The sequence below is a fragment of the Solilutibacter silvestris genome (assembly GCF_050574925.1).
GTDB classification, from domain to species: Bacteria; Pseudomonadota; Gammaproteobacteria; order Xanthomonadales; family Xanthomonadaceae; genus Solilutibacter; species Solilutibacter silvestris_A.
On sequence record NZ_JBCMOO010000002.1, the window covers coordinates 146620 to 170126 of the forward strand.

Annotated in this window: 29 protein-coding genes; 14 read left to right on the plus strand and 15 right to left on the minus strand. The window is 62.9% G+C overall.

Annotation, left to right across the window (positions count from 1 at the left end; translation table 11 throughout):
• The first annotated feature begins 39 nt into the window (after positions 1-39).
• Both ABE093_RS01165 and ABE093_RS01170 read left to right on the plus strand, forming a co-directional pair.
• Positions 40-597 carry an RNA polymerase sigma factor gene (locus tag ABE093_RS01165; RefSeq protein ID WP_430759029.1) on the plus strand — a complete coding sequence of 186 codons (558 nt, stop codon included), beginning with the start codon at positions 40-42 and terminating at the stop codon, positions 595-597.
• Positions 594-1532: a hypothetical protein gene (locus ABE093_RS01170; protein WP_430759030.1), complete on the plus strand. Its 939-nt coding sequence runs from the start codon at positions 594-596 to the stop codon at positions 1530-1532. Before ABE093_RS01165 ends, ABE093_RS01170 begins: the two co-directional genes overlap by 4 nt.
• A 7-nt stretch (positions 1533-1539) precedes the next feature.
• Here the strand turns inward: ABE093_RS01170 and alr are convergent, their stop codons facing one another.
• The gene (gene alr / locus ABE093_RS01175; RefSeq protein WP_430759031.1) at positions 1540-2667 is read right to left on the minus strand and encodes an alanine racemase; all 1128 of its coding nucleotides are present in this window, start codon (positions 2665-2667) and stop codon (positions 1540-1542) included.
• Between the two features lie 130 nt (positions 2668-2797).
• On the opposite strand from alr, the gene ABE093_RS01180 reads away from it, so the two are divergent.
• From ABE093_RS01180 to ABE093_RS01190, 3 genes are read left to right on the plus strand one after another with little or no spacing between them, the layout of a single operon-like run.
• Positions 2798-3274, plus strand: coding sequence for a MarR family winged helix-turn-helix transcriptional regulator (locus tag ABE093_RS01180; RefSeq protein WP_430759032.1), 477 nt, complete (start codon positions 2798-2800; stop codon positions 3272-3274).
• 30 nt (positions 3275-3304) lie between these two features.
• Positions 3305-3925: a pentapeptide repeat-containing protein gene (locus tag ABE093_RS01185; protein WP_430759033.1), complete on the plus strand. Its 621-nt coding sequence runs from the start codon at positions 3305-3307 to the stop codon at positions 3923-3925.
• Complete coding sequence (locus ABE093_RS01190; RefSeq protein ID WP_430759034.1) at positions 3922-4290, plus strand: VOC family protein; 369 nt, start codon at positions 3922-3924, stop codon at positions 4288-4290. The genes ABE093_RS01185 and ABE093_RS01190 overlap by 4 nt, the downstream gene beginning before the upstream one ends.
• 11 nt (positions 4291-4301) lie before the next feature.
• On the opposite strand, the gene ABE093_RS01195 is transcribed toward ABE093_RS01190, so the two are convergent.
• The 5 genes from ABE093_RS01195 to ABE093_RS01215 form a co-directional block, all read right to left on the minus strand.
• A complete protein-coding gene (locus tag ABE093_RS01195) occupies positions 4302-5732 on the minus strand; it encodes a replicative DNA helicase (RefSeq protein ID WP_430759035.1) in 1431 nt (476 codons plus the stop codon).
• A gap of 244 nt (positions 5733-5976) precedes the next feature.
• Entirely contained in the window at positions 5977-6429 is a 453-nt protein-coding gene (rplI, locus tag ABE093_RS01200) for a 50S ribosomal protein L9 (protein WP_430759036.1), read from the minus strand.
• Between the two features lie 52 nt (positions 6430-6481).
• On the minus strand, positions 6482-6712 hold the full coding sequence (rpsR, locus tag ABE093_RS01205; protein ID WP_430759037.1) for a 30S ribosomal protein S18: 231 nt from the start codon (positions 6710-6712) through the stop codon (positions 6482-6484).
• Between the two features lie 11 nt (positions 6713-6723).
• On the minus strand, positions 6724-7140 hold the full coding sequence (rpsF, locus tag ABE093_RS01210; protein WP_430759038.1) for a 30S ribosomal protein S6: 417 nt from the start codon (positions 7138-7140) through the stop codon (positions 6724-6726).
• A 167-nt stretch (positions 7141-7307) separates the two neighbouring features.
• Complete coding sequence (locus tag ABE093_RS01215) at positions 7308-7646, minus strand: HesB/IscA family protein (RefSeq protein WP_430759039.1); 339 nt, start codon at positions 7644-7646, stop codon at positions 7308-7310.
• An 84-nt stretch (positions 7647-7730) separates the two neighbouring features.
• Here ABE093_RS01215 and asnS point away from each other — a divergent pair, with 84 nt between their 5' ends.
• Positions 7731-9125: an asparagine--tRNA ligase gene (gene asnS, locus ABE093_RS01220; protein ID WP_430759040.1), complete on the plus strand. Its 1395-nt coding sequence runs from the start codon at positions 7731-7733 to the stop codon at positions 9123-9125.
• 59 nt (positions 9126-9184) lie between these two features.
• On the opposite strand, the gene ABE093_RS01225 is transcribed toward asnS, so the two are convergent.
• Entirely contained in the window at positions 9185-9469 is a 285-nt protein-coding gene (locus tag ABE093_RS01225) for a hypothetical protein (protein ID WP_430759041.1), read from the minus strand.
• A 128-nt stretch (positions 9470-9597) separates the two neighbouring features.
• Here ABE093_RS01225 and ABE093_RS01230 point away from each other — a divergent pair, with 128 nt between their 5' ends.
• The 8 genes from ABE093_RS01230 (at position 9598) to ABE093_RS01265 (ending at position 14624) form a co-directional block, all read left to right on the plus strand.
• Complete coding sequence (locus ABE093_RS01230; RefSeq protein ID WP_430759042.1) at positions 9598-9918, plus strand: hypothetical protein; 321 nt, start codon at positions 9598-9600, stop codon at positions 9916-9918.
• A gap of 1 nt (position 9919) precedes the next feature.
• Positions 9920-10234 (plus strand): hypothetical protein, encoded by a 315-nt coding sequence (locus ABE093_RS01235; protein ID WP_430759043.1) that lies wholly within the window; start codon positions 9920-9922, stop codon positions 10232-10234.
• A 22-nt stretch (positions 10235-10256) separates the two neighbouring features.
• On the plus strand, positions 10257-11042 hold the full coding sequence (locus ABE093_RS01240) for an SDR family oxidoreductase (RefSeq protein ID WP_430759044.1): 786 nt from the start codon (positions 10257-10259) through the stop codon (positions 11040-11042).
• A 27-nt stretch (positions 11043-11069) separates the two neighbouring features.
• Positions 11070-12494, plus strand: coding sequence for an aldehyde dehydrogenase (locus tag ABE093_RS01245; protein ID WP_430759045.1), 1425 nt, complete (start codon positions 11070-11072; stop codon positions 12492-12494).
• Positions 12491-13153: a carbonate dehydratase gene (gene can / locus ABE093_RS01250; protein WP_430759046.1), complete on the plus strand. Its 663-nt coding sequence runs from the start codon at positions 12491-12493 to the stop codon at positions 13151-13153. The genes ABE093_RS01245 and can overlap by 4 nt, the downstream gene beginning before the upstream one ends.
• Positions 13150-13596, plus strand: coding sequence for a RidA family protein (locus tag ABE093_RS01255; RefSeq protein WP_430759047.1), 447 nt, complete (start codon positions 13150-13152; stop codon positions 13594-13596). The genes can and ABE093_RS01255 overlap by 4 nt, the downstream gene beginning before the upstream one ends.
• A gap of 21 nt (positions 13597-13617) precedes the next feature.
• Positions 13618-14169 (plus strand): 3-hydroxyanthranilate 3,4-dioxygenase, encoded by a 552-nt coding sequence (locus ABE093_RS01260; protein WP_430759048.1) that lies wholly within the window; start codon positions 13618-13620, stop codon positions 14167-14169.
• An 86-nt stretch (positions 14170-14255) separates the two neighbouring features.
• Complete coding sequence (locus tag ABE093_RS01265) at positions 14256-14624, plus strand: hypothetical protein (protein WP_430759049.1); 369 nt, start codon at positions 14256-14258, stop codon at positions 14622-14624.
• 6 nt (positions 14625-14630) lie between these two features.
• Here ABE093_RS01265 and ABE093_RS01270 read toward each other — a convergent pair whose 3' ends face one another.
• The 8 genes from ABE093_RS01270 to ABE093_RS01305 form a co-directional block, all read right to left on the minus strand.
• Positions 14631-15344, minus strand: a complete 714-nt coding sequence (locus tag ABE093_RS01270) for a pseudouridine synthase (RefSeq protein WP_430759050.1) — start codon at positions 15342-15344, stop codon at positions 14631-14633.
• 88 nt (positions 15345-15432) lie between these two features.
• Positions 15433-17103 (minus strand): XVIPCD domain-containing protein, encoded by a 1671-nt coding sequence (locus ABE093_RS01275; protein WP_430759051.1) that lies wholly within the window; start codon positions 17101-17103, stop codon positions 15433-15435.
• Between the two features lie 283 nt (positions 17104-17386).
• Positions 17387-17779 carry a hypothetical protein gene (locus ABE093_RS01280; protein WP_430759052.1) on the minus strand — a complete coding sequence of 131 codons (393 nt, stop codon included), beginning with the start codon at positions 17777-17779 and terminating at the stop codon, positions 17387-17389.
• Positions 17780-17913: 134 nt separating this feature from the next.
• Positions 17914-18426, minus strand: coding sequence for a hypothetical protein (locus tag ABE093_RS01285; protein WP_430759053.1), 513 nt, complete (start codon positions 18424-18426; stop codon positions 17914-17916).
• Complete coding sequence (locus ABE093_RS01290) at positions 18426-18920, minus strand: DUF4189 domain-containing protein (protein WP_430759054.1); 495 nt, start codon at positions 18918-18920, stop codon at positions 18426-18428. The genes ABE093_RS01285 and ABE093_RS01290 overlap by 1 nt, the downstream gene beginning before the upstream one ends.
• Positions 18917-20062, minus strand: coding sequence for a type IV secretion system protein (locus ABE093_RS01295; RefSeq protein ID WP_430759055.1), 1146 nt, complete (start codon positions 20060-20062; stop codon positions 18917-18919). The genes ABE093_RS01290 and ABE093_RS01295 overlap by 4 nt, the downstream gene beginning before the upstream one ends.
• Before the next feature lie 32 nt (positions 20063-20094).
• On the minus strand, positions 20095-21006 hold the full coding sequence (locus ABE093_RS01300) for a hypothetical protein (protein WP_430759056.1): 912 nt from the start codon (positions 21004-21006) through the stop codon (positions 20095-20097).
• 23 nt (positions 21007-21029) lie between these two features.
• The gene (locus tag ABE093_RS01305; protein WP_430759057.1) at positions 21030-23504 is read right to left on the minus strand and encodes a VirB4 family type IV secretion/conjugal transfer ATPase; all 2475 of its coding nucleotides are present in this window, start codon (positions 23502-23504) and stop codon (positions 21030-21032) included.
• Positions 23505-23507 lie beyond the last annotated feature (3 nt).

Below are 23507 nucleotides of genomic sequence, written 5' to 3' on the forward strand. Positions count from 1 at the left end.
TGCACGGCAACATCGCGCGCAACCGTTATCCTATGGCTGATGGATGGCGTGCCCAACGAGCCCGACGACAATGCGCTCATGACCGCCTATGCCACGGGCGATCAGCGTGCATTCGAACTGTTGTACAGCCGCCACCGCGCCGGCCTGTACCGTTACATCCTGCGCCTGTTGCGTGATCGCGCCGCCACCGACGAGCTGTTCCAGGACGTCTGGCAGCGCGTGATCGGCGCCCGCAACGGCTGGCGGCCGAGCGGCTCGTTCAGCGGCTGGCTGTACCAGATCGCGCACCATCGCATCAACGACTACTGGCGCGCGCGCCGCCATCGCCCGGCCGCCCCCATCGATGCCGAGGAGCGCGTTGCCGCGATCCCCGACCAGGACACGCCGGAACGGACGGTTTCCGAATTCGAGCAGCGCCGGCGCTTGCAGCTCGCGCTCGAGACATTGCCGCGCGAACAACGCGAAGTGGTCGCATTGCGACTGGAACAGGAACTGACACTGGAGGAAATCGCCACCATCACCGGCGTGGGCCGGGAAACCGTGAAATCCAGGCTGCGTTACGCCATGGACAAGTTGCGGGTGGAGATGAAGCCATGAAGCGCCACGAAGACGCACCACTGGACGCCGAAGAACGCGCACTGGCCGCGCAGCTGCGCCGCCTGCCGCCGCATGGCGAGCCTGCGCCCGATCTCGACGCGCGCATCCTGGCGATGGCGCGCACGGCGGGCGGCGGACGTCGCCCGGCGCCCTGGTACCGCGGGCTGCCCGGCTATGCCAGCGCCGCCGCGGTGTGCGTGCTCGCGGCAGGACTGGCCTGGCAGCTGTGGCCGTCGCATGTGCAACGCGGCCAACACGCGGCAGCACCCGCCCCTGTTCCGCTGCCTGCGTCCAAGCCTCTTGTCGAGGCGCCTCCGGCACCACAGGAGCGCGCGAACGCCGCAGCGGATTCCGTCAGCGACAAGGCGAGCGCAGAAGATGCCGCCGCAGTGCCACTACCCAAGGAAGTCGTCCTTCCGCCGCAACCGCCGCGCCCGGCATCGGCGCGTGCCATGCCGCCGACACCACCGCCGCCCATCGTTTCGTCCGCGAACGATGCCGTGTCCTACTCTGCCCCGGCGCCAGCCGCCGTTGCACCCGTGCTGGCGCCGCCACCCGCGCCGCCTGCGCCTCCCGCACCACCACCGCCGCCGCCCGTGCAATCGATGGAAGCCGCGCCTGCGGCGGCTTCCGCCGAAGGCGCGGTCAAACCGCGCGAACAGCCGAAATCCACCCCCGTCACGGTCAACGCGATGCGCGCGAAGGCCGCGGCCACGGCCGATACCGAGAACGGCTACGACGCGCGCCCGCCGGCAACCGTGCAGGACACCAGCGTGCGCAACGACTGGCTCAAGCGCATCCGGGAGCTGATGGCCCAGGGCGATCGCGATGGCGCCCGCGGCAGCCTGCAGGAATACAGGACGCGCTATCCCGACGCGACGATTCCGGCCGACCTGCAACCTCTGCTGGCAGCGCCGCCGGCGAAGACGCCGTGATCGCGATTCAACCGCCGCGGTATTCGCGCGGAATGCGTTCGTTCAAGCCAACCAGGATTTCGTAGGGAATCGTCCCTGCCCAATCGGCAACGTCCTGGCAACGGATCGCGTTGCCGCCCTGGTAGCCGATCAGCACGACTTCGTCCTCGTTCCAGGCACTGCCCTGCGGCCCAAGATCGACCATGAACTGGTCCATGCACACGCGCCCGACGATGGGATGGCGCTGACCGCGGATCAGCACTTCGCCACGCGATGACAATCCACGCGAATAACCATCGCCATAGCCGATCGGCACCGTCACCACGCGGGTATCGTGGGGCGCGGTCCAGGTCGCCCCATAGCTCACCGTGCGTCCTGCCTTCACCACCTTGAAGTAGACGACTTGCGAAAGCAGCGACAGCGCCGGTTGCAGTTCGAAGGGCGGACGCGCGCTTTCGCCCGGGGACACGCCGTAAAGGATGATGCCGGGGCGCACCATGTCGAGCCATGTTTCCGGGAAGTGCAGCACGCCCCCGGAATTGGCGAGATGGCGGATCGGCATCGGGGCACCGATGCGCTCGAAATGCGCGCACGCGGCGAGGAAACGCTCGAGTTGCACGCGCGTCATCGGGGACTGCGGATCATCCGAGCACGCCAGATGCGAATACACGCCCTTGATCGTGCACCACGAAGACGCCACCGCGGCCTCGATCAACGGCGCCGCGCTCTCGCTGTGGACGCCGATGCGTTCCATCCCGGTATCGACCTTGAGGTGCACCACCGCCTTGCGCCCCGCCGTCTGCGCGGCGGCCTCGACCTGGCGCAGCTTGTCCAGCGACGACACCGTGATCTCGAGATCGTGTTCGAGGAACCGCGCCACCTGCGGACCGAAAATGCCTCCGAGCACGAGGATCGGCGCCTTGATCCCGGCCTGCCGCAACGCGATGCCCTCTTCCACGAAGGCGACGCCCAACTGATCGACGCCCTGCGCCACCAGATGACGGGCCACCGGCACCAACCCATGGCCATAGGCATTGGCCTTGACGATCCCCATCACCGGCACGCCGACATGACTGGCGATCGCCCGCAGGTTGTGGCTGATCGCATCGAGATCGACGTCGATATGGGTCGGGCGCTGGGTGAACGGCGTGGTCATGGCGATATTCCATCACGCCGACGTGAATGCGGCCAGAAGAATCGTCGCCATGGATGAGGGACTTCAGGCGTCATTTGACAATCGCCAATTGGTAAATTATTTTTACTATCAATCTAATGGACTTTCAGTCATGCCCGAGACGCCCTGGTACGACATCGTCGCCATCCCCGCGCTGTTGCGGCACGCCCGCAACACCTACGGCAGCGCCATGCGCCAGGCGCTGGAAGACGGCGGATACGGCGACATTCCCAAGAACGGCCTGTACGTGGTCGGTGGCCTCGCCCTCGGCGAGCAGCGTGACGTGCCGTTGTCGGAACTGATCCGCAGCCTGCGCATCTCCAAGCAGTCGGCCGGCCAGCTGGTCGATACCCTGGTGCTGCGCGGCTACCTCGAACGCAGCGAGGATCCGCAGGATCGACGCCGGCTCGTGGTCGGCCTCACTGCGCGCGGCCGTGCCGCGGCGGCGGTCCAGGCCGCTGCCCGCGAACGTATCGATGCGCAACTCGCGGAGAGGATTGGCGGCGCGCAGATCGCACAACTGCGTCGCAGCCTTGCTGCGCTGATCGCGCTCGACCGCGACGAAGACGCCGCCGAAGACGACACCTGATTCCACGACCAAGCATCCACGGAGATCGCCATGCTCATCAACCTGATTCCCAAGGTCTTCTACAACCACCTGCAGGACGGACTCGACCTGTTCGTCTCCGGACTTGGCTTCAAAGTACTTCACCAGGACGACGATCTCGCCGTGGTCGCCCGCGACGGCGCCAAGGCCTACCTGGTCGAAAGCCCGGAGTTCGCCGCGAAGGACCGCCCGGAAATCGCGATCGAGACCGACACCATCGATGCGTTGTTCGCGGAAATTTCCTTTCGCGCACCTCACCTGCTCCATCGCAACGGCGCCACGATCACGCTCAAGCCATGGGGCGCACGCGAATTCGGCGTCCTCGACAAGACCGACGTCTGCGTCATATTCAGGCAATGGCCGGAGCAAAGAAGCAATTCCGCCATGCCCGATGAACAACCGAAATTCGAATCGACCTCGCTTGCAGGCGCACGTTTCCACGATGTGAACTTGCGATCATCCTCCTTCGACGATGTCGCACTTGCCGATGCATCGTTCTCGAACGTCTCGTTCAAGGGTGCGAAGTTCGCCAATATCGACTTCCGCAACGTCGAGATTTCCAATGCCAACCTGGCCGGCATGACCATCAACGGGATCCTGGTGACCGACCTGCTTCACGGACGGGCGCCATGACCATCCGCAACATCATCGCCCAACTGCGCACCACCGACCTCGAGCGCAGCATCGACTTCTACACCTCGAAACTCGGGATGACCCTGGAATTCCGCTACCAGGACTTCTATGCCGGGATTCGCTCCGGGGACCGCATCCTCCATCTCAAGCACGTGGACGAACGCGATCCATCCATCCACGATGTGCGCGAACACGGGCACTTCCATCTCTACTTCGAAGTCGACGATGTCCGCGCACTCGCCGGAACGCTGCGCGAGCGCGGCGTCGCATTGGTCTCGGATGTCCACGACACCGACTGGCAGACACGCGAATTCGTGGTCGAGGACGACCAGGGACACACCCTGTATTTCGGCCAGCCGCTGTAACGCAGGCTGCCTTATTCGAAACTTCCGATGTTGTCGTGCGCGAGGTTGTCGAACCTCGTGTATTCGCCGAAGAACTTCAGCTTGACCGACCCGGTTGGGCCGTTACGCTGCTTGCCGATGATCACTTCGGCCAGGCCCTTGTCCGGCGAATTTTCCTTGTTGTAGTAATCGTCGCGGTAGATGAAGGTGATCAGGTCGGCGTCCTGCTCGATGGCGCCCGATTCGCGCAGGTCGGCCATCACCGGACGCTTGTCGGTACGCGTTTCCAGCGAGCGGTTGAGCTGGCTGAGCGCGATCACCGGCACGTTCAACTCCTTGGCCAGCGCCTTGAGGCTGCGGGAAATTTCCGAGATTTCGGTGGCGCGGTTCTCGCTGTTGCCGGGCACCGCCATCAGCTGCAGGTAGTCGATCATGATCAGGCCGAGATCGTGCTCGCGCTTGAGTCGACGCGCCTTGGAACGCAGCACGTCGGGCGACAGCGCCGGCGTGTCGTCGATGAAGATCTTGGCGTGGCGCAGCATGCTCACCGCGTGGGTCACGCGCGCCCAGTCCTCGTCCTCGAGCTGGCCGGTGCGCAGGCGCGTGGCGTTGACGCGCCCGACCGAGGAAATCAGGCGCATCGCCAACTGGCTGGCCGACATTTCCATCGAGAACACCGCGACGGCCTTCTTGCTCTTGAACGCGGCGTATTCGCACATGTTGAGCGCCAGCGTGGTCTTGCCCATCGACGGGCGCGCGGCGAGGATGACCAGGTCGGTCGGCTGCAGGCCGGCGGTCATCTCGTCGAATTCGACATAGCCGGTCGGCAGGCCGGTGATGCCGCCACCGCGATCGCTGCGTTCCTGCAACACGTCCACGGCTTCGTTCAGGGCGCGCAACACCGGCACGAAATCCTCGCGACCGCGGCTGCCCGCCTCGGCGATCTTGAACACTTCCTGTTCGGCCTTGGCGAGGATCTCGGCACTGTCGCGCCCTTCCGGCTGGAAGGCGTCGTTGACGATGTCCGAACCGACGTCGATCAACTGCCGCAACACCGCCTTGTCGCGCACGATGTCGGCATAGGCGCGGATGTTCGCCGCCGATGGCGTGGTGCTGGCGAGTTCGATCAGGTAGGCGCCGCCGGCGACCAGTTCCGATTGCCCGGTCGATTCGAACCATTCGCCCAGTGTCACCGCATCGAAGGGCTTGCCCTTCTCGCTCAGCTCGCGGATCGCGCGATAGATCTGCTGGTGATCGCGGCGATAGAAATCGCGTTCGGTGAGGACGTCGGCGACGCGATCGAACGACTCCGGCACCAGCATCAGGCCGCCCAGCACCGCCTGCTCCGCCTCCACCGACTGCGGCGGTATCCGCAAATGCTCGACGCGCGGATCGGATTGACTGTCCTGGCGGGTGAAACGCGGGCGCGACGACATCGGGGCAAAACCTCTCTCTGCAGGCATCAAGCTGCCCGCACCGATCGATAGGGGTGGATGAAGGGTCGAAGGATCCATCTAATCACGGACCCGGTCCGACTGCTACGCAAAACCCGGGGGGAATATTGTGGTGTTCGCGGGGACATGCTGTGGATAACCCGTACGATCCCGTGGATATCTGCTGGATAACCCGTGCAGATCTCACCAGCTGCGACGACACCAACAAAAACGGGCGCCGAAGCGCCCGTTTCGATGTCGCAGCGGAGCAGGATCAGGCGGCTTCGGCTTCGACGATCACCTTGACCGGCGTCTCGACGCCAGCGGCGAAATGCACCATCACGTCGAACTCGCCGACGTGGCGCAGCGGGCCTTCGCCCAGCACCACTTCGCTCTTCTGCACCGGATGGCCGGCGGCAGTCAGGGCTTCGGCGATGTCGCGCGGGGTCACCGAACCGTACAGCTTGCCTTCGGCCGAGGCGTGCGACTTCACGGTCACGCTCTGGCCTTCGAGCTTGGCGCGGCGGCTTTCGGCTTCGTCATGGACGGCCTTGGCCTTGGCTTCGTATTCGGCGCGCTTGGCTTCGAACTGTTCCAGGTTGGCAGCGGTGGCCGGCACGGCCTTGCCCTGCGGCACCAGGTAGTTGCGGCCGTAGCCCGGCTTCACGGTCACGGTGTCGCCGAGAACGCCGAGGTTCTGCACTTTCTGCAGGAGGATGAGCTTCATTTGGATATCTCCGTTAGCGATCGGGGATCGCAGCAAATGCTGTCCGGATGGATCAGACGTCGTGGTTGTCGGTGTACGGCAGCAGCGCCAGGAAGCGCGCGCGCTTCACGGCAGTCGCCAGCTGGCGCTGGTAGTGCGACTTGGTGCCGGTGATGCGGCTCGGGATGATCTTGCCGTTCTCGGTGATGTACTGGCGCAGGGTGCCGAGATCCTTGTAATCGATCTCCTTGACACCTTCGGCGGTGAACTTGCAGAACTTGCGGCGGCGGAAGAACTTGGACATGGGGGTGCTCCTCAGGCGGCTTCGGCGGTGTCGTCGGCATCGCCCTGGGCGTCGCCTTCGTCGTCACGGCGACGGCGTTCGCCGCGCTCGGGCTTGTCGCCCTTCTCGTCCTTGTTCTTCATGATCAGGGACTGTTCGGTCACGGCTTCGTCGCGCACGATGACGAGGTGGCGCAGCACCGCATCGTTGAAGCGGAAGGCGTCGACCAGTTCGTTCAACGTCGCCTGCTCGCACTCGATGTTGAGCATGACGTAGTGGGCCTTGACCAGGTTGTTGATCGGATAGGCCAGCATGCGGCGGCCCCAATCTTCGACGCGGTGGACCTTGCCACCAGCATTCGTGATCGCGGCGCTGTTGCGCTCGATCATGCCCGGCACTTGTTCGCTCTGGTCCGGATGGACCAGGAACACGACTTCGTAATGACGCATTGTGGGTTCCTTGTGGATGACCGGACGGCGGGATGCCGGCCGGAAAGCCCTCGGCCATCGGAGAACCGACGCGTTCGGGCAAGCCCCCGCAGGAGCGGGAGCTGGATATTATGGCATGAATCAAGGGTTTGCGGGACCCCGCGCCCAGCGGGCGCGTACCGCCTGGCTCACCCGGCGCGGTCGGCGTCCGTGGTGAAGCTCTCGCCGCAGCCGCACTCGCCCTTCACGTTGGGATTGCGGAACACGAACTGCTCGTTCAGGCCCTGCTTCACGAAGTCGATCTCGGTGCCATCGACCAGGGCCAGGCTGTCGGCGTCGACCAGCACATGCACGCCCTGCTGGGCGAAATCGTGGTCGCCCGGGGCGGCGGCATCCGCCATCTCGATCCGGTAGCCCCAGCCGGAACAGCCGGTGCGATGGACGCCGAAGCGCAGGCCGGCCTTGCCGGGATCTGCGGCGAGATAGCTGCGGACACGTTCGAGGGCGGCGGGTGCGAGGGTGATCATGGGGACAATTCTAGCGGGATGAATGGCGAACGTCGTTTAAACTTGCTTCTTCTAGATAGGTTTGGACGAGGCGGGATTCAAGACATGACCACGACTTCGGTGGCCGATGCGTTGGCTGGCAAATTGCCCGAGGGCGGCGCGGTAAGCGTTCGCGGCTGGGTGCGGACGGTGCGCGGTTCGACCAACCTCGCCTTCGTGAATGTCAGCGACGGCTCCTGCTTCGCCCCGATCCAGGCGGTCGCGTCCGATGGCCTGGCCAATTTCGAGGACATCAAGCGCCTGACCCCAGGCTGCGCGGTGATCGCCAGCGGCAAGCTGGTGAAATCGCAGGGCAAGGGCCAGGGCTTCGAGATCCAGGCGGATGCCATCGAAGTGGTCGGCTGGGTCGAGGATCCCCTCACCTACCCGATCCAGCCCAAGCCGATGTCGCCGGAATTCCTGCGCGAAGTCGCCCACCTGCGCCCGCGCACCAACCTGTTCGGTGCGGTCACCCGCATTCGCAACACGCTGGCGATGGCGGTACACCGCTTCTTCCATGAGCGCGGCTTCTTCTGGATCTCGACGCCGATCATCACCACCTCGGATGCCGAAGGCGCCGGCCAGATGTTCCGCGTCTCCACGCTGGACATGGCCAACCTGCCCATCGGCAAGGACGGCCAGGTCGATTTCAGCCGCGACTTCTTCGGCAAGGAAACCTTCCTCACCGTGTCCGGCCAGCTCAACGTCGAGGCCTACTGCCTGAGCCTGAGCAAGGTCTACACCTTCGGCCCGACCTTCCGCGCCGAGAACAGCAATACCTCGCGCCACCTCGCCGAGTTCTGGATGATCGAGCCGGAGATCGCCTTCGCCGACCTCAACGACGACGCCAACCTCGCCGAGGAATTCCTCAAGTACCTGTTCCGCGCGGTGCTCGACGAACGCGCCGACGACATGGCCTTCATCGCCGAACGCGTGCAGAAGGACGCGATCAGCCGCCTCGAGGGCTTCATCAACGCGCCATTCGAACGCATCGACTACAGCGAGGCGATCAAGCTGTTGCAGGCGTCCAACAAGAAGTTCGAATTCCCTGTGGAATGGGGCCTCGACCTGCAGACCGAACACGAACGCTGGCTCACCGAGGAACACGTCGGTCGCCCGGTCGTGGTGATGAACTATCCGGAACAGATCAAGGCGTTCTACATGCGCCTCAACGATGACGGCAAGACCGTCGCCGCGATGGACGTGCTGGCGCCCGGCATCGGCGAAATCATCGGGGGCAGCCAGCGCGAGGAACGCCTCGACGTGCTCGATGCGCGCATGGCGCAGTTCGGCCTCGACCCCGCGCACTACGGCTGGTACCGCGACTTCCGTCGTTACGGCAGCGTGCCGCACGCCGGCTTCGGCCTCGGCTTCGAACGCCTGGTGGTCTACGTCTGCGGACTCGGTAACATCCGCGATGCCATCGCCTACCCGCGTGCGCCGGGAAGCGCGGAGTTCTGAAAAAGTAAAGAGATACATCAGATGTATCTCTCTACCACTGCAGTTACATCAGTACACCATCATAAATGGCAACGATCCACAGTCCAGGTGCAATACCAAAGCGCATCACAATCTTCCTTGGTCAGTTGGGAGCCACAGTCCGGACGTTTTGCCGATGCCAATTGCTTGCCAGTTTTACTAGGCTCCACCTTTTGCCATAACGGAACGATAGGCTTTACCTTGTATTGAGTGTCTTGCGCGCGGTTCACCGCGCCGGATTGTGTCTCGTCGGCTGCTTTGTTCGGACCGACGGCCTGAACATTCAATGCAACTGCCAACAATGCAACCCCAGCCAGAACCATCATTCTCATAATGTCTCACCCCAAGTATTGTTGGAATTCCCCCTGCAGTTTGGATGCTATGCCTGATCGCCCTATAAATATGCGATGAAAATCACATTTTAAATCAATCGCCATCGCAAATATCCCCATTTATGCTCCTGTTCTTTGCCATGCTGTTCCTCGCCACCGCGATCGCCGGCTTCTGCGCCTTCGTGATCTTTTGGCCGCTGTCGCTGGTGCACCTGCGCGATCGCCATCCCGACCTGCGCGGGCACATCGGCGACTTCTCCTTCCTCAATCCGACGGCGTTGTCGTGGCTGCTGCTCGGGCGCTACCGGGAGGTGCGCGATCGCAGCTTCACCGGGCTCGCCACGCCGGCGCGCGTCGCACTGCTGGTGATCATCGGCGGATTGCTGGCGGCTGGCCTGTTGTGGCTGGTTTCAATCCTGTTCCCCGCACTTGGACGCGTCTGACATGCTCGACGACACTCTCCAGCACGACGAATGGTGGCTGGCCAGCTTGGGCCGCACGCTGGTGTGGGCGCGCCTGCGCGTGCGCGAAGCCGGCACTGCGGAAGTCCTCGATTCCGACGGCAATACCCTGTCCTACGACAGTCCGGACACGGCGCGTGCCGCATTGATGGACGCCGAATTCGTCGCCTTTGACGGACTTGATGAAGATGACGCGCTCGCCCGCGGTTTTCGCCTCGGCGAAGTGACGCCGCCACGCGCCATCAGCGACGACGCATTGCGGCCATTGATGGTGCAAGTCTTGGGCGCACGCGCCTGACCTCCCAATCAGGAGACATGACATGGATCTGGACCTCTCCGGCAAGCGCGTGCTGGTCTGCGGCGCCTCCGAAGGCATTGGCCGCGCCTCGGCATACGAATTGGCATCGCTCGGCGCCGAAGTGACGGTTCTGGCGCGACGCCGCGAGGCGTTGGAAGAAGTGCTGCGGACATTGCCGACACCGAACGGCCAGCATCATGGATTGATCGTCGCGGATGCCGCCGACACCATCGGGCTCGGCGAAAAGGCACACGAACTCGCCACGCATGGCCCTGTCCACATCCTGATCAACAACACCGGCGGACCGCCTGGTGGTCGCGCCATCGACGCCGACGCCGGCGCCTTCCTCGATGCCTTCACCAAGCACCTGCTCGCCAACCAGGCGCTGGCGCAGGCGCTCGTCCCCGGCATGCGCGAGGCGAAGTACGGACGCATCGTCAATATCGTCTCGACGTCCGTGTACGAACCGATTCCCGGCCTCGGCGTTTCCAACACCACGCGCGGTGCGGTCGCCAGCTGGGCCAAGACGCTGTCGCGCGAACTGGCGGCGGACGGCATCACCGTCAACAACGTCTTGCCCGGTTACACCGAGACCGGACGCATCGACCAGATCGTGCGTGAGCGTATGGCAAAGGAAGGCGCCAGCGAAGCCGAAATCCGCGCCGACATGATGTCGGGCGTGCCGGCACGACGCTTCGCACGACCCGAGGAGCCGGCGGGCCTGATCGCCTTCCTGTGCGCACCGGTCGGTGGCTACATCAATGGCCAGTCCATTGCGGTGGACGGCGGCCGGATGCAGTCGATCTGATCGTCCACGAACCGGTAAGCTGACGCCATGCAGCGCTACCCGCACTGGATCGACAGCAAGCCCTACCCGCCCGCGGATGACGCGTGGCTGGATGTCCATGCGCCAGCGACTGGTGGGGTGATCACCCAGGTCGCAGCCGGAACAGCCGCGGATGTCGATGCCGCGATGCAGGCTGCGCAGCGCGCTTTCCCGATGTGGTCGGCGCTGCCGAACTCGCAACGCGCGCAATGGCTGGAACGTTTGGCCGATGCGCTCGAAGAACGCCTGGAAGACGTCGCGCAGGCTGAGTCGCGCGACGGCGGCAAGCCGATCACCCTGGCGCGCGATGTCGAGATTCCGCGCGCGATCGCCAACCTGCGTTTCTTCGCCCACGCGGCGACCCAGTTCGCCAGCGAATCGCACCATGGCGAAGCCGGGCTCAACTTCACGCTGCGGCAACCACTGGGCGTCGTCGCGACGATCTCCCCGTGGAACCTGCCGCTCTATCTCTTCACCTGGAAAATCGCACCAGCACTGGCTGCCGGCAATTGCGTGGTCGCCAAGCCATCGGAAGTGACGCCGCACAGCGCGACGCTGTTGGCGGAAATCGCAGCGAGCATCGGGTTTCCGCCCGGCGTGTTCAATCTCGTGCACGGCGCCGGCCCGGCAGTTGGCGAAGCAATGGTGACGCATGCGCAAGTGAAGGCGGTTTCGTTCACCGGCAGCACCGCGGTCGGCAAGCGCATCGCCACCCTCGCCGCACCGCTGTTGAAGAAAGTCTCGCTGGAACTCGGCGGCAAGAATCCATCCCTGGTATTCGCCGATTCCGATTGGCGCGACAATCTCGACACCATCGTGCGTTCGGCATTCCAGAACAGCGGACAGATCTGCCTGTGCGGATCGCGGCTGCTGGTGGAGCGATCGATCCACGATGAATTCAGCGACGCCTTCGTCGCGCGCGTGCAGGCATTGCGCGTCGGCGATCCGGCAGATCCGGCAACCCAAATGGGCCCACTGGTTTCGCAAGCGCATTTCGACAAGGTGATGCGCGCATTGGCGACTGCCCGCGCCGAAGGCGCGCGCGTGCTGTGCGGTGGCGATGCCATCGATCGCGCCGGTTGGTACGTCGCGCCGACCGTCCTGGAAGGCCTTGGTCCCGACAGCGCCACCAACCGCGAGGAAATCTTCGGCCCGGTCGTGACATTGCAGCCGTTCGACAGCGACGACCATGCCCTCGCGCTCGCCAACGCCAGCGATTACGGTCTGGTCGCAACGCTGTGGGATCGCGACCTGCCACGCGCATTGCGATTCAGTCGCGAACTGCGCACCGGCATGGTCTGGATCAACACCTGGCTGATGCGAGATCTGCGCACGCCGTTTGGCGGCAGCAATCAATCCGGTCTCGGGCGCGAAGGTGGCGCCGAGGCCATGCGTTTCTTCACCGAACCCCGCAACATCGGAATCGCCACTTGAACCGTCTCCGTCATCTTCTCGCCAGCAACCACGCCTGGTCCGAACGCGTCCATGCCGAGGACCCGACCTTCTTCGAGCGCTTGTCGAAGCAGCAGGCCCCGGAATACCTGTGGATCGGTTGCTCGGATTCGCGCGTACCCGCCAACCAGGTGATCGACGTCGCACCGGGCGAAGTCTTCGTCCATCGCAACATCGCCAATGTCGTCGTGCACACCGACCTCAATTGCCTGTCGGTGATCCAGTTCGCGGTCGACGTGCTCAAGGTCAAGCACATCCTGGTCGTCGGCCATTACGGTTGCGGCGGCGTCCATGCCGCGTTGCACGGCACGCGCCTGGGCCTTGCCGACAACTGGGTCCGCCACGTCAAGGACGTCGCCCACATGCACGCCGGCATCCTCGACAGCCACGACGATTCGGCGCTGAAGCACGATCGCCTGTGCGAGCTCAACGTGCTCGAGCAGGTGGTGAACGTGTGCGAGACCACCATCGTGCAGGACGCCTGGGCGCGCGGCCAGCAACTCGCCGTGCATGGATGGGTGTATACGCTGCGCGATGGCCGCGTGCACGATCTCGGCATCAGCGTCGCCGGCAACGACGATCTCGCCCGCGAATATCCCGAGGCCCTTGCGCGCATCCGCGCCGACGTGGAAGAACGATGAGCACGACGGGGATCCACAGCGGCAACGCGCCGAAACCGGTCGGCCATTACCCGCATGCGCGGCGCGTCGGCCAGTGGCTGTACCTGTCGGGCGTGGGCCCGCGCGATCCGCAGACCAACCGCGCGCCGGGCAATGTCCACGCCGAGGACGGCTCGCTGGTCTCCTACGACATCGCCGCGCAGACGCATTCGGTATTCGCCAATGTCGGCCACATCCTCGCCGATTGCGGGGCCAGCTGGGACGACGTGGTCGATGTCACCGTCTACCTCACCGACATGGCGCGCGATTTCACGACCTACAACGCCATCTGGGCGGAACATTTCCCCGATCCCGGACGTGCGCCCTGCCGCACCACCCTCGGCATCACCGCGCTGCCGGCGCCGATCGCCATCGAGTTCAAGTGCGTGGCGCTTCTGCCGGCAGGCCTGCGCGACGGCGCCTGACACATATCGGAGAACCCGACCATGCCCCTGCCCGATCCCATCAACCTGCAGAAGTGGATCGATGAACACCGCCATCTGCTGAAGCCCCCGGTCGGCAACAAATGCATCATCGACGGCGACTTCATCGTGATGATCGTCGGCGGCCCCAATACCCGCACCGACTACCACTGGGAAAAGGGACCGGAATGGTTCTACCAGCTGGAAGGCGAGATGGTGCTGCGCATCCAGGAGGACGGCAAGCCGCGCGACATCCCGATCCGGGCCGGTGAAACCTTCTACCTGCCGCCGGAAATCCCGCATTCTCCCCAGCGCATGCCCGGCTCGATCGGCCTGGTGATGGAGCGTCGTCGCCTGTCGTTCGAAGACGACGGGTTGATGTGGTTCTGCGTCAACTGCAACCACAAGCTGTACGAGGAATTCTTCCACCTCGTCGACATCGAGACCGACTTCTTCCGCGTGTTCGAACGCTTCTACCGCGACGATGCCCTGCGTACCTGCACGCAATGCGGAACCGTCAATCCGCGCCCCTCTCGCTACGAACTGGATGCCCGTTCGGAGGCCGACATCACCTGACCGATCGCCCCATGCCGGGGTCGCGGTTCATCCGTCGTTCCACCGTGGCCGGGATCATGGCCACACGCATTGATCCAGGATCCATGATGAAGTCCCTGTACGCCCTTGCCCTGACCGCCCTCGCCTTCTCCGCCCAGGCCGCGACGCCCGCCGCCTCCGGCACGCAGGCGATCGAGTGCTTCGCCGTCTACAAGATGGCGGGCGATGCGCCGCAAAATGCCGGCAACAAGTCCGACATCGTCAAATCGCAGAACCTGATGCAGTGGTCGATGGAAAAGGCCGGGGTCACCCAGAAGCAATTCAACGGCACCATCGATGCGTTCATGGGCAAGCTCAACAAGATGGAGCCGACCAGCGCCCAGAAATACATGGGCGGCAAGATCGCCTCCTGCAACACCTATGCCAAGTCCCAGTACGACGCCTATCTCAAGGAAAAAGCGGCGCCATCGAAGTAAGCGACGTCACCACTCGGTCCTGCGCGGCAGCAGCCCACGCAGTTCGACGTCGGTCAGGTTGCGCCAGCTGCCCGGCTTCAAATGGCCGAGCTTGACCGGACCGATGCGCACGCGCACCAGTTGCTTCACGCGATAACCGAAATGGGCCGCCATCAGGCGGATCTGCCGGTTCAGGCCCTGCACCAGGATGATGCGGAACCCGAACGGACCGAGTTTCCCGGTCTTGCACGGCAAGGTCACCTGCCCGTGCACCGGCACGCCGCGTGACATGCCGCGCAGGAACTCCTCGCTGACCTGACGGTTGGTCGCGACCAGGTATTCCTTTTCCAGCTTGTTCTCGGCGCGCAGGATCTCGTTGACGATGTCGCCATTGCTGGTGAGCAGGATCAGCCCTTCCGAATCCTTGTCGAGCCGGCCGATGGGGAAGATGCGCTGCTCGTGGTCGACGAAATCGACGATATTTCCCCTCACTGCCGATTCCGTGGTGCAGGTGATGCCAACGGGCTTGTTCAACGCGATATAGACGTGGCGACGCTTGCCGGTGGCCGCGTTGCGCATCGCCAGCTTCTCGCCATCGACACGGACCTCGTCGCCTTCTGCCAGCTCCTGCGCGACGCGTCCGCGCTCGCCATTGACGCTGACGCGGCCGGCGGCAATCAGGCGGTCGGCCTCCCGGCGCGAACACAGGCCGGTCTCGGAAATGTACTTGTTCAGTCGCATGGGGGAATTGTCCCATGCCCGGAGCCAGGGGGGCCGGAACGAAAAAAAGAGCCCGGATACCGGGCTCTTTTCCTTCCGCTTCCCGCGGTCAGTGCGGCGTCTGCGGCGCGTGCTGCTGCTTGTTGGCCTGCAAATTGTGTTGCTGCTGCAATTGTTGGACATCCTGCTGCAGCTGCTGCGTGCTCTGCGAGACCGACACCTGCGCGGCCTGCGCCTTGTTCGCCACTTCGCGTTGCTGGGCCGGGTCGTTCAGGCCGCCATTGATCATCACCAGGTTCTGCTTGTTGGTGGTCTCGATCACATGGTCGACGTGCTGCATGCCTGTCAGCTTTGCCTGGTACGTCATGTTGACGAGTGCTTGAGTGTATTCCTTTTCGCTCTGGAACCCGAGTGCCTTCGCCCCACCAAGCTTGTCGGTCTGCTCCTTGATTTCCCCGTACAAGCCTTGCGCGGGATGACCGGCTTCGTTGATCAACGGATGGTCCTTGGCATGCTTCAACGCTTCCAGTGTCTTCGGGTCGGCCTGGCCGCTCGCCTTCAACCCGTGGGCGTCCTGGAATCCACGCAACGCATGTTCTGTATTGGGCCCGACGATGCCCGAGCGCGTCTCCAGCGGCTTGCCGTCCTTGCCGACATATCCCAGGTTGTTCAAGGCAGTCTGCAGTTCGATCGCATCCTTCCCGGCAAGCCCCGCACCGCCCTTCGCAGCGGACTGCGGACCGGCAGCCCCAGCCACCGAAGGACCGTTCCCGCCCTGGATCCGGTGTTCGCTCCAGTAGTTCTCGGGATTCATCAAATGCCCGTTCTTGTCCTTCATCTGATAGTGCACGTGCTGCGCGTAGTCGTTCGCACCACGCGGTCCACGGCCACCCATCGTGCCGATGACTTGTCCGGGCTCGACCTTGTCGCCAACCTTCACCGATTGCGACTGCAGGTGCAGCAACTGGTGCAGATTGCCGTCCTTGTCGCGGATGCCGACCGTGCCGTACTGGCCACCCGAGACTTCCACCACGCCAGCCACCGGAGAATGCACTTGCGGATGGCGCAGGTTGAGCCCGTTCTGGCCGCCGACATAATTGAAATCGACGCCGCCGTGCGGGCCCTTCTCTCCACGGTGTTCGCCGTAATGCCCGGTGATGTGCGGGGTAATGCCGTTCTGTCCCGGAAGGACGGTATTCATCGCCGCCTGGAATCCGGAGCCATTGCCATTGGTGCGATGGGGCTGGGACGGCTGCGGATTGTTGGAAGGGGCGGTTTGGCTGCGGCCTTCACCACCGACCATGGCCGCCCAGGCGTCGCCCGGAGACTTGCCCTGGTCGATCGCGGCCTTGTAGCTGGCGCGCATTTCCTTCAAGGCGTTCGCGGACTGGTCCAGCGAAATGTGGGCCTTGTTCACCCCATCCTTGCTGTAGTAGCTCGCGCCGTTTTTTGCCGGGTCCGGGAAGCTCGCCCACTCCTGGGCCAGCGAATGCTGGGCCGACTGGAGCGTCGCACCTTCCTTGCCCATCAGGTAATCGCGCACCGGAGTCCGCCGATCCTTGATCAGGTATTCGGAGAAGATCTGGTCCTGCATCTGCGTGCTGAACGGCTCGTTCCGGTCGAGGTGCAACTTTCGCACCGCGTCCTTCATCGTGTCGGGCGTGATTTGGTATTTGCCAACCGCAAACAGGCGGTCCGAATCGCGGGCAGGCAAGGCCTGCATGTCCATGACTTGCCCGAGCGTCAACTTGGAGAAGTCGATCGGGTGATCGGCGCCCACGATGACGTTTCGGTGCTTTTGGGCGTCCCAATGGGTTCCGCGATTGTAGGCGTTGTACCCGGGGACTCCGGATTCGCCTTGGTGCATCAGGTCGTACAAAGGATTGTTCGGCATCTTCAAATCTCCATATACACAAGTTGAGTGGATGCGAACGGCCTGTTCCTCCTGAACGTGACGCGATCGCAGCGAGTCGTGAAACTCGCAACCGGATCACCCTTGCTCAGCGATCCGGCGAGCGCTTCTTGCGCCCTCTCGCATCCGGTCTCCCGGAAGCGAAATATCGTTAGTGCGGAGGGTTCGATTCCTCCTTGCTCCAGCCCATGTAGGACAGGCGCGAATCCGGGCCAGCGACTGCGTAATCGGACAGCATTCCCATTGCATGCACAGCGATGACCTGTCCGCTATCGGGATCGCGGAAGCGCATCAGCGCCTGCCCATCGGCGCTGGCGCTCGTGAGTTCCGGGAGCTTGTCGAAAACCTCGCAACGTTTGGGATCTGTTGCGCAGATTTCCTTCCAGTCCGAACCGATCACGTTTTCCTTGCCGTTGGGATCGGCAACCGGAACCCAACCAGCCGAAATGAGCGACTGTCTCGCATCCGCATAGGACGGCTTGTCCCGAAGCAATGCATCCAGTCCCGACACCCTGGTGCCGGGGTTCTTCAATGCTGTATCCACCGGTTTCCCCTCTCCTGTTGCTTCATTCTTCTGGGCGGCACGGCCATTGCCGGCTGCGGCAGTTGCATCGCCGCGAGGTCCACATGCCGTCAATGCCAGCAGTGCAGCAACCCCAACCAGCAGGCACCGAAAATTCATAGCGATTCATCCTTGATGGCGACCAGCTGCCAGCACGCCCCCTGCCGCTTGAACAGGTAGCGGATGCTGTAATCGGTATCCGGCTTGGTGTAGTGAATCTGCGCACCATCCGCGGGGATCTGGGTCACCTCGACGACCTGTCCTTCCCGCTTCGCGCGATCGAAGGCCATCAGCAACGGATAGGACGTTTCCTGCTCGGACACCTGCTTCGTGACAGGCTTCGGCTCGGGGGCCGCCGCTGCATCGATCGAGGTCGACTCCAGGGGCCAATGCGTGTATTTCGCCTGCACGGAAATGCTGCTTGCGAACTTGTCCGCGAAGCCATTGAAATCAGATGCGGGGCATGCGGCTGCATCACCCTCGAGGGGACGCGCAGGCTGTTCGGTGTGCCCGGCATCTGCAGTAGTTGCCGGGGAGGCTTGAGGCGAAGGGGTATTGGTTGAGGGGGCTGGTTGCGGCTTGCACGCTACGACAGCCAAGCTCAAGAAAAGTACCGAGAATATGCGCATCAGCGAACCCTCACTGGAAGGCTGCAGGCGCTGTATTGGATCTTGCACCCTGCATTTCCGCAATTGCTCAGCGCCATTGCTTCGGCTTTCCGTATATCCGGATCGCCGGCAAACCCACTGACGCCATCTCCCCATGCCGTAGCCAGACAACTGTTGCGAGTCTGGGCTTTGATCTTGCACCCACCTCCTCCGCAGTCGGCAATAGCCGCTTTGGCTGCATCTTTCTTGCTCTTGGCGCCAGATGCCCAGCCAATGGAACCTGTCTCAGAATCCAATGCAATCGCACCAAACCGATCTTGCCAAAGGGGTCCGCTATAGCCCGGCTTCTCTACTTCTGGCCCTTGGTAAAATCTGTCTGGATCATTCGGTGCATAACACTTTCCATAGCCAGGAATCATCCCCGGAGGGCATGGTGATCCACCATTCGGAGGCTGCTGACTATGTGCCGCAAACGAGCTGCATGCAAACATCAACATCAAAATCAACCGTTTCATGACGCCTGTTCTCCATCCACCGGCAGTTTCTTCTGCGTCTTGATTTGATCTTGTGGTGGCTGAACGGACGATTGATTGTTCGCTAAATATTTTGTATCCGCTCCGTGATGCGTATGAGGGACCGTTACTCGTGGGTCGACTTGGGTATTAGCAGTCGAAGGAGTTCGCTGAGCACCCTCCCAATCGGCGCCCCTCCCAACCGGATTGCCCATCGCATCCCGCGCATGTCGGGCACCGCCTGCCCCTCCTGTCATCCCAAACTGCGAGTACGCACTGAAGTTCCCCACCGTCGCATTGAAGAACTGCGCCGCCAGCGGCGGGCAGGTCACCAGCAAGACTGTCAGCACCAGCCCAAGCCCGCCCTGCTGCATTGCAACAGTGTTCAAGCCCTCCATCGCGCCCATGCCGTTGATCGCCAGTGTGTATTTGACGAACATCGCGGCGCCAACCGCAGCGACCATCTTCATCGCCACCGACACCATGAAGCACAGCACTGCCAGCGAGAAGCAGGTGCCGATGCCGTATTGCAGCCATTTCGAGAACAGGCTCTTGGTCGACTGGAACAGCAGGCACATGATGAACAGCGGCCCAAGCCCGACGAACAGCGCCAGCGCGACCTTGTACATCAGCAGCAATGCACCACCGACCACTGCCGGCCCTGCGGTGCCGACCGCACTCATGGTGGTGATATGGCTGAGCTGATCCTTCCAGGCATCCGCACTACCGCCTGCGGTCGCATAGGAATCCAGCAGCGCGAACGTCGACTGCATCAAGGTGAGGTTCTGGTCGATCTGTTGCGCCGGCGACACTTCATCGACCGTCACCAGCCCGGTGATCGCACGCGGCAAGGTGTTGCTCAACAGGTCGGAAATGTCGTTCCCGAACAGCGAGAAGGAGCTGGCGATGAGGGTGATCAGCACCACGCGCATCGAATTGGTCACCAGCGCCATCATCGGTTCGCGCGAACGTCCGGTAACGATCAGCCAGCCCTGGAAGATGATCCACGACACCACCATGATGGTGCCGAACAACAGGATCCACTGGATCAGCCCGCTCATCAGGTTGGTGCGGAAGATCTCGATTTCCTTGTCCAGGAACTTGAAGATCAGGCTGAAGAAAATCCATTGTCCGATGCTGCCCATGTGTTCTCCTTACTCCCCCTGTGCGCAGCGGCTCACTGGTCGCGCTGCTTGCTGTGCAGCGGCGAGTTGTCGCCGAGTGCAAGCGTCATCACGGCCATCGTCGCGGCGTCATTCACTGCCTGGCCACCCGCGCTGCCCAACGGACCGCCGCCGCTGTCGGTGCCGCTCGTACCATTGAGGGCCATCTGGCTCAGGCGATCCTGCACGCCCTTCAAGTACGTCAGGCGCGCGTTGTAGGCATCGTTGTAGGTCTTCTGCTGTTGCTGGTCGATCTGGATCAAGGCGATCAGCGCCAGCATGCGGTTGGTGTTGTCCTGCAACTTGCCGGCTTCCAGATCGTCGATACCGCCGCGATCGCGCTCGATCTGCTGCAGGCGCTGGTAGCGCACGTCGGCCAGCTCGCTCATCATCACGTTGTACTTGAACTGGGCCTTCTGGGTTTCCAGGATGTCCTTGCACAGCTTGTATTGCTGGTCGGGAATGCCATCGCCCGTCGCGCTGCCGGCGCTCGAAATCGCCGAACTGGTATCGAGACCGTCCACCTTGGGTGCATCCGGCTTCTTCGGCTTGGAGCAACGGGTTTCGTCGCTCATGTCGACGCTGGACAGCTTGGCCGACGGATTGGCGGTCAAGGCCACATCCGTCGACTTGAAAATCACGTCGGGATCCTTGTAACGTCCCTGCTGATCGCCCTTCTGGGCGTCCGGGCTGAAGTCGCCCTTGGTGACCGTGCTCTGGCTCTTCTGGTATTCGAGCAGGTTCTTGCTGTTGGGGTCGCCGATCGCCTTGTGGATCGCCTTCAATTCATCGATCGCATCGGCATCATTCACGGCCCAGTCCGCCCATGCCCCCACGCTGATGGTGAGGCCGGCGGTCATGACGATGGCCATCGCGGTATGCAAGCGGCGGCGCGACCGGGGTGCGGGACGTTGTGCGTTCTTCATGCGCATCTCCTCCATATCTGTGTTCAGTTGCCACGCCCGGCCATGCGGCGGGTCCTGGCATCACTGTCCTCGTTGCTGCTGCGGCGCTTGCCGGATCCCTTGCGGTTCTCGTAGAACTCGGGCAACCACTGTTCGGGCGTCAGTTGGTCCGGCGTCACGCCATGGCGCATCGCCTGTTCCTGCAACAACCCGTGCAGGATTTCGATGTTGTCGGTCGATGCCGAAATCACCGCCAGTTCGTCGTCCATGCCACGCAGGTTGAGCTGGCAGACATTGGCGGCATGGCCTTGCTTTACCAGGAAGCAGCGCGAGCGTTCGTCCAGGCTCACCACCACGTTGTATTCGGCCTCGGTGAGCTTGAGCCCCTCGACGTAGTCTTCCTTGCTGGCGTTCGGGTTCGGCAGCAGGATCAGGGTCGCGGTCTGTTCGATCAGGGCCGCGGCGATATCGCTCTGCAATGCATCTTCCGGGCTCTGGGTCGCGAAGATGCCGAGGCCATTCTGTTTACGGATGGTCTTCTGCTTGTTCTTGGCAAATTCCTTGAGGCCGCCCTTGCCTTCCAGGATCTTCCAGAATTCGTCCATCACGTAGATCAGCGGACGCCCGTCGATCAGCGCTTCCAGTCGGTGGATCAGGTAGTTGATCACCGGCACGCGCACTTCGGGGTTCTCGATGATGTCGGTGTAGTCGAAGCCGATGATGTTGGCCTTGCTGAGATCGACCGTGTCCACCGGGTTGTCGAAGACCCAACCCAACGAGTTGCCAGCGGTCCACTTGCGCAGGCGCGCGAAGAGGCCGTCGTCGCCCATGTTGGGCAGGCTCTTCTGGAAGTTGGTCATGCTGCGCAGTTGCATCGGCATGTCCAGCATCGACTCGACCGCGCGGTGGATCTCCTCTTCCTCGCGCGCGGTGTAGACCGGCTTGGCGGCCAGCACCTTGATCAGGCCGGAGAGGAACTGGACGTTCTCTTCGCTGTTCTCGCACTGGAAGGGGTTGAAGCCGGTCGGCTGCCCGCTTTCCAGCGCCAGGTAGTTGCCGCCACAGGCGCGCACGAAGATCTCGGCACCGCGATCCTTGTCGAAGAAGAAGATGGTCGGCACCGGATCGAACTTCTGCACCTGGCTCAGCAGGAAGTTGATCAGCGCGGTCTTGCCGGTACCCGACTTGCCGATCACCATGGTGTTGCCGATCGCCTTCTCGCCGAGCGAGTTTTCGCCCGGATGCGTCGCATGGAAGTTGAAGAAGTACGGCTGGCCGTTGGTGGTCTGCAGCGTGGTGACGCATTCGCCCCACGGATTGTTGTCCTTCTTGCCCACCGCGAAGTTGTGCAGCGGCGACAGCCCGAGGAAGTTCAGCGAGCTGACGTTGGCGGTGCGGGTGCGATAGCGCCAGTTGCCCGGGAATTGCGAGTAGAACGACGGCGCGACCGCCATGTCTTCCTTCGCCGAGACGAAGCCGGCGTTGGAGAGTTCTGCGCGCGTCGCCGCGATCTGCTGGCCGAGCTTTTCCTGCGACTCGGCATACAGCGCGATGATGAAGTGGTATTCGCCGAGCACGAAGTTGCCGGACGTCAGCTGGTCCATCGCCACGTCCAGTTCCTGGATCTGCGTATAGGACTTGTCGCCCGACGAAATCATCATACCCTTGGTGCGTTCCAGCACCTTGAGCGCGTCGGCGCGTCCCTTCGGGCTGAAGGAATGGGTGATGACGTATTCGAAGTCGAGATACTTCAGGCCATTGAGGATGCCCGGCCAGGTCCCTTCCGGGTATTCCTTGACGTTGAGGATGGCGCCGTACTGGTTGGTGTTGTTCGGCGGATTGACGACGAAGTCGCCGCTCTTCACCGAGAACATCAACCGGCTTACCGGCAGGTAGTCCTTGATCGGCGCGTTGAGCACCGGCACCGGCTCGTCGATGCGGTTAAGGATGTAGCCGTACAACTCGAGGATCTCCGAGAACACCACGCCGTTGTCGGCCTCGTACATGCCAAGGCGGTACGGCGAATAGTCCTTGAGCACGGCCTCGACGTTGGAAGCGAGCTCCTGGATGCGCGCGACCGACTCCTTCTGCAAGCGTTCCAGCCGGCCGATGTCGCTGACCTTGTCCTTGATGCGCTGCCCGCCGTTGGGGCGATAGACCATGCACAGGTACAACTCGTTCTGCATGATCTTCTGCGACGACAGCGCGTCGAAATAGCGATCCGACATCTGCTGGTTGAAGGCGTGCCGGAACTTCGAGTTCGTCTTGATCCGGCGACGGCGACGGATGTCGTGGACCCAGAACGCCACGTTGAGGAAATCCGGTGCGCGCAGAGTCTGCAGCAGGCGATTGAAGGTCGCGTGCTTGTGTTCGATCTCCCATTCCTCGCGCCCCACGAACGGCAGGCCGCCAAGATGCCAGACCACCAGGAAATCGCCGCCCGTGGTCTTGACCACGGTCGGCGAGACATGGGTGGAAAACGGAATGAATTCGCTGACGGGAGTATCTGGCGTGAACATGTC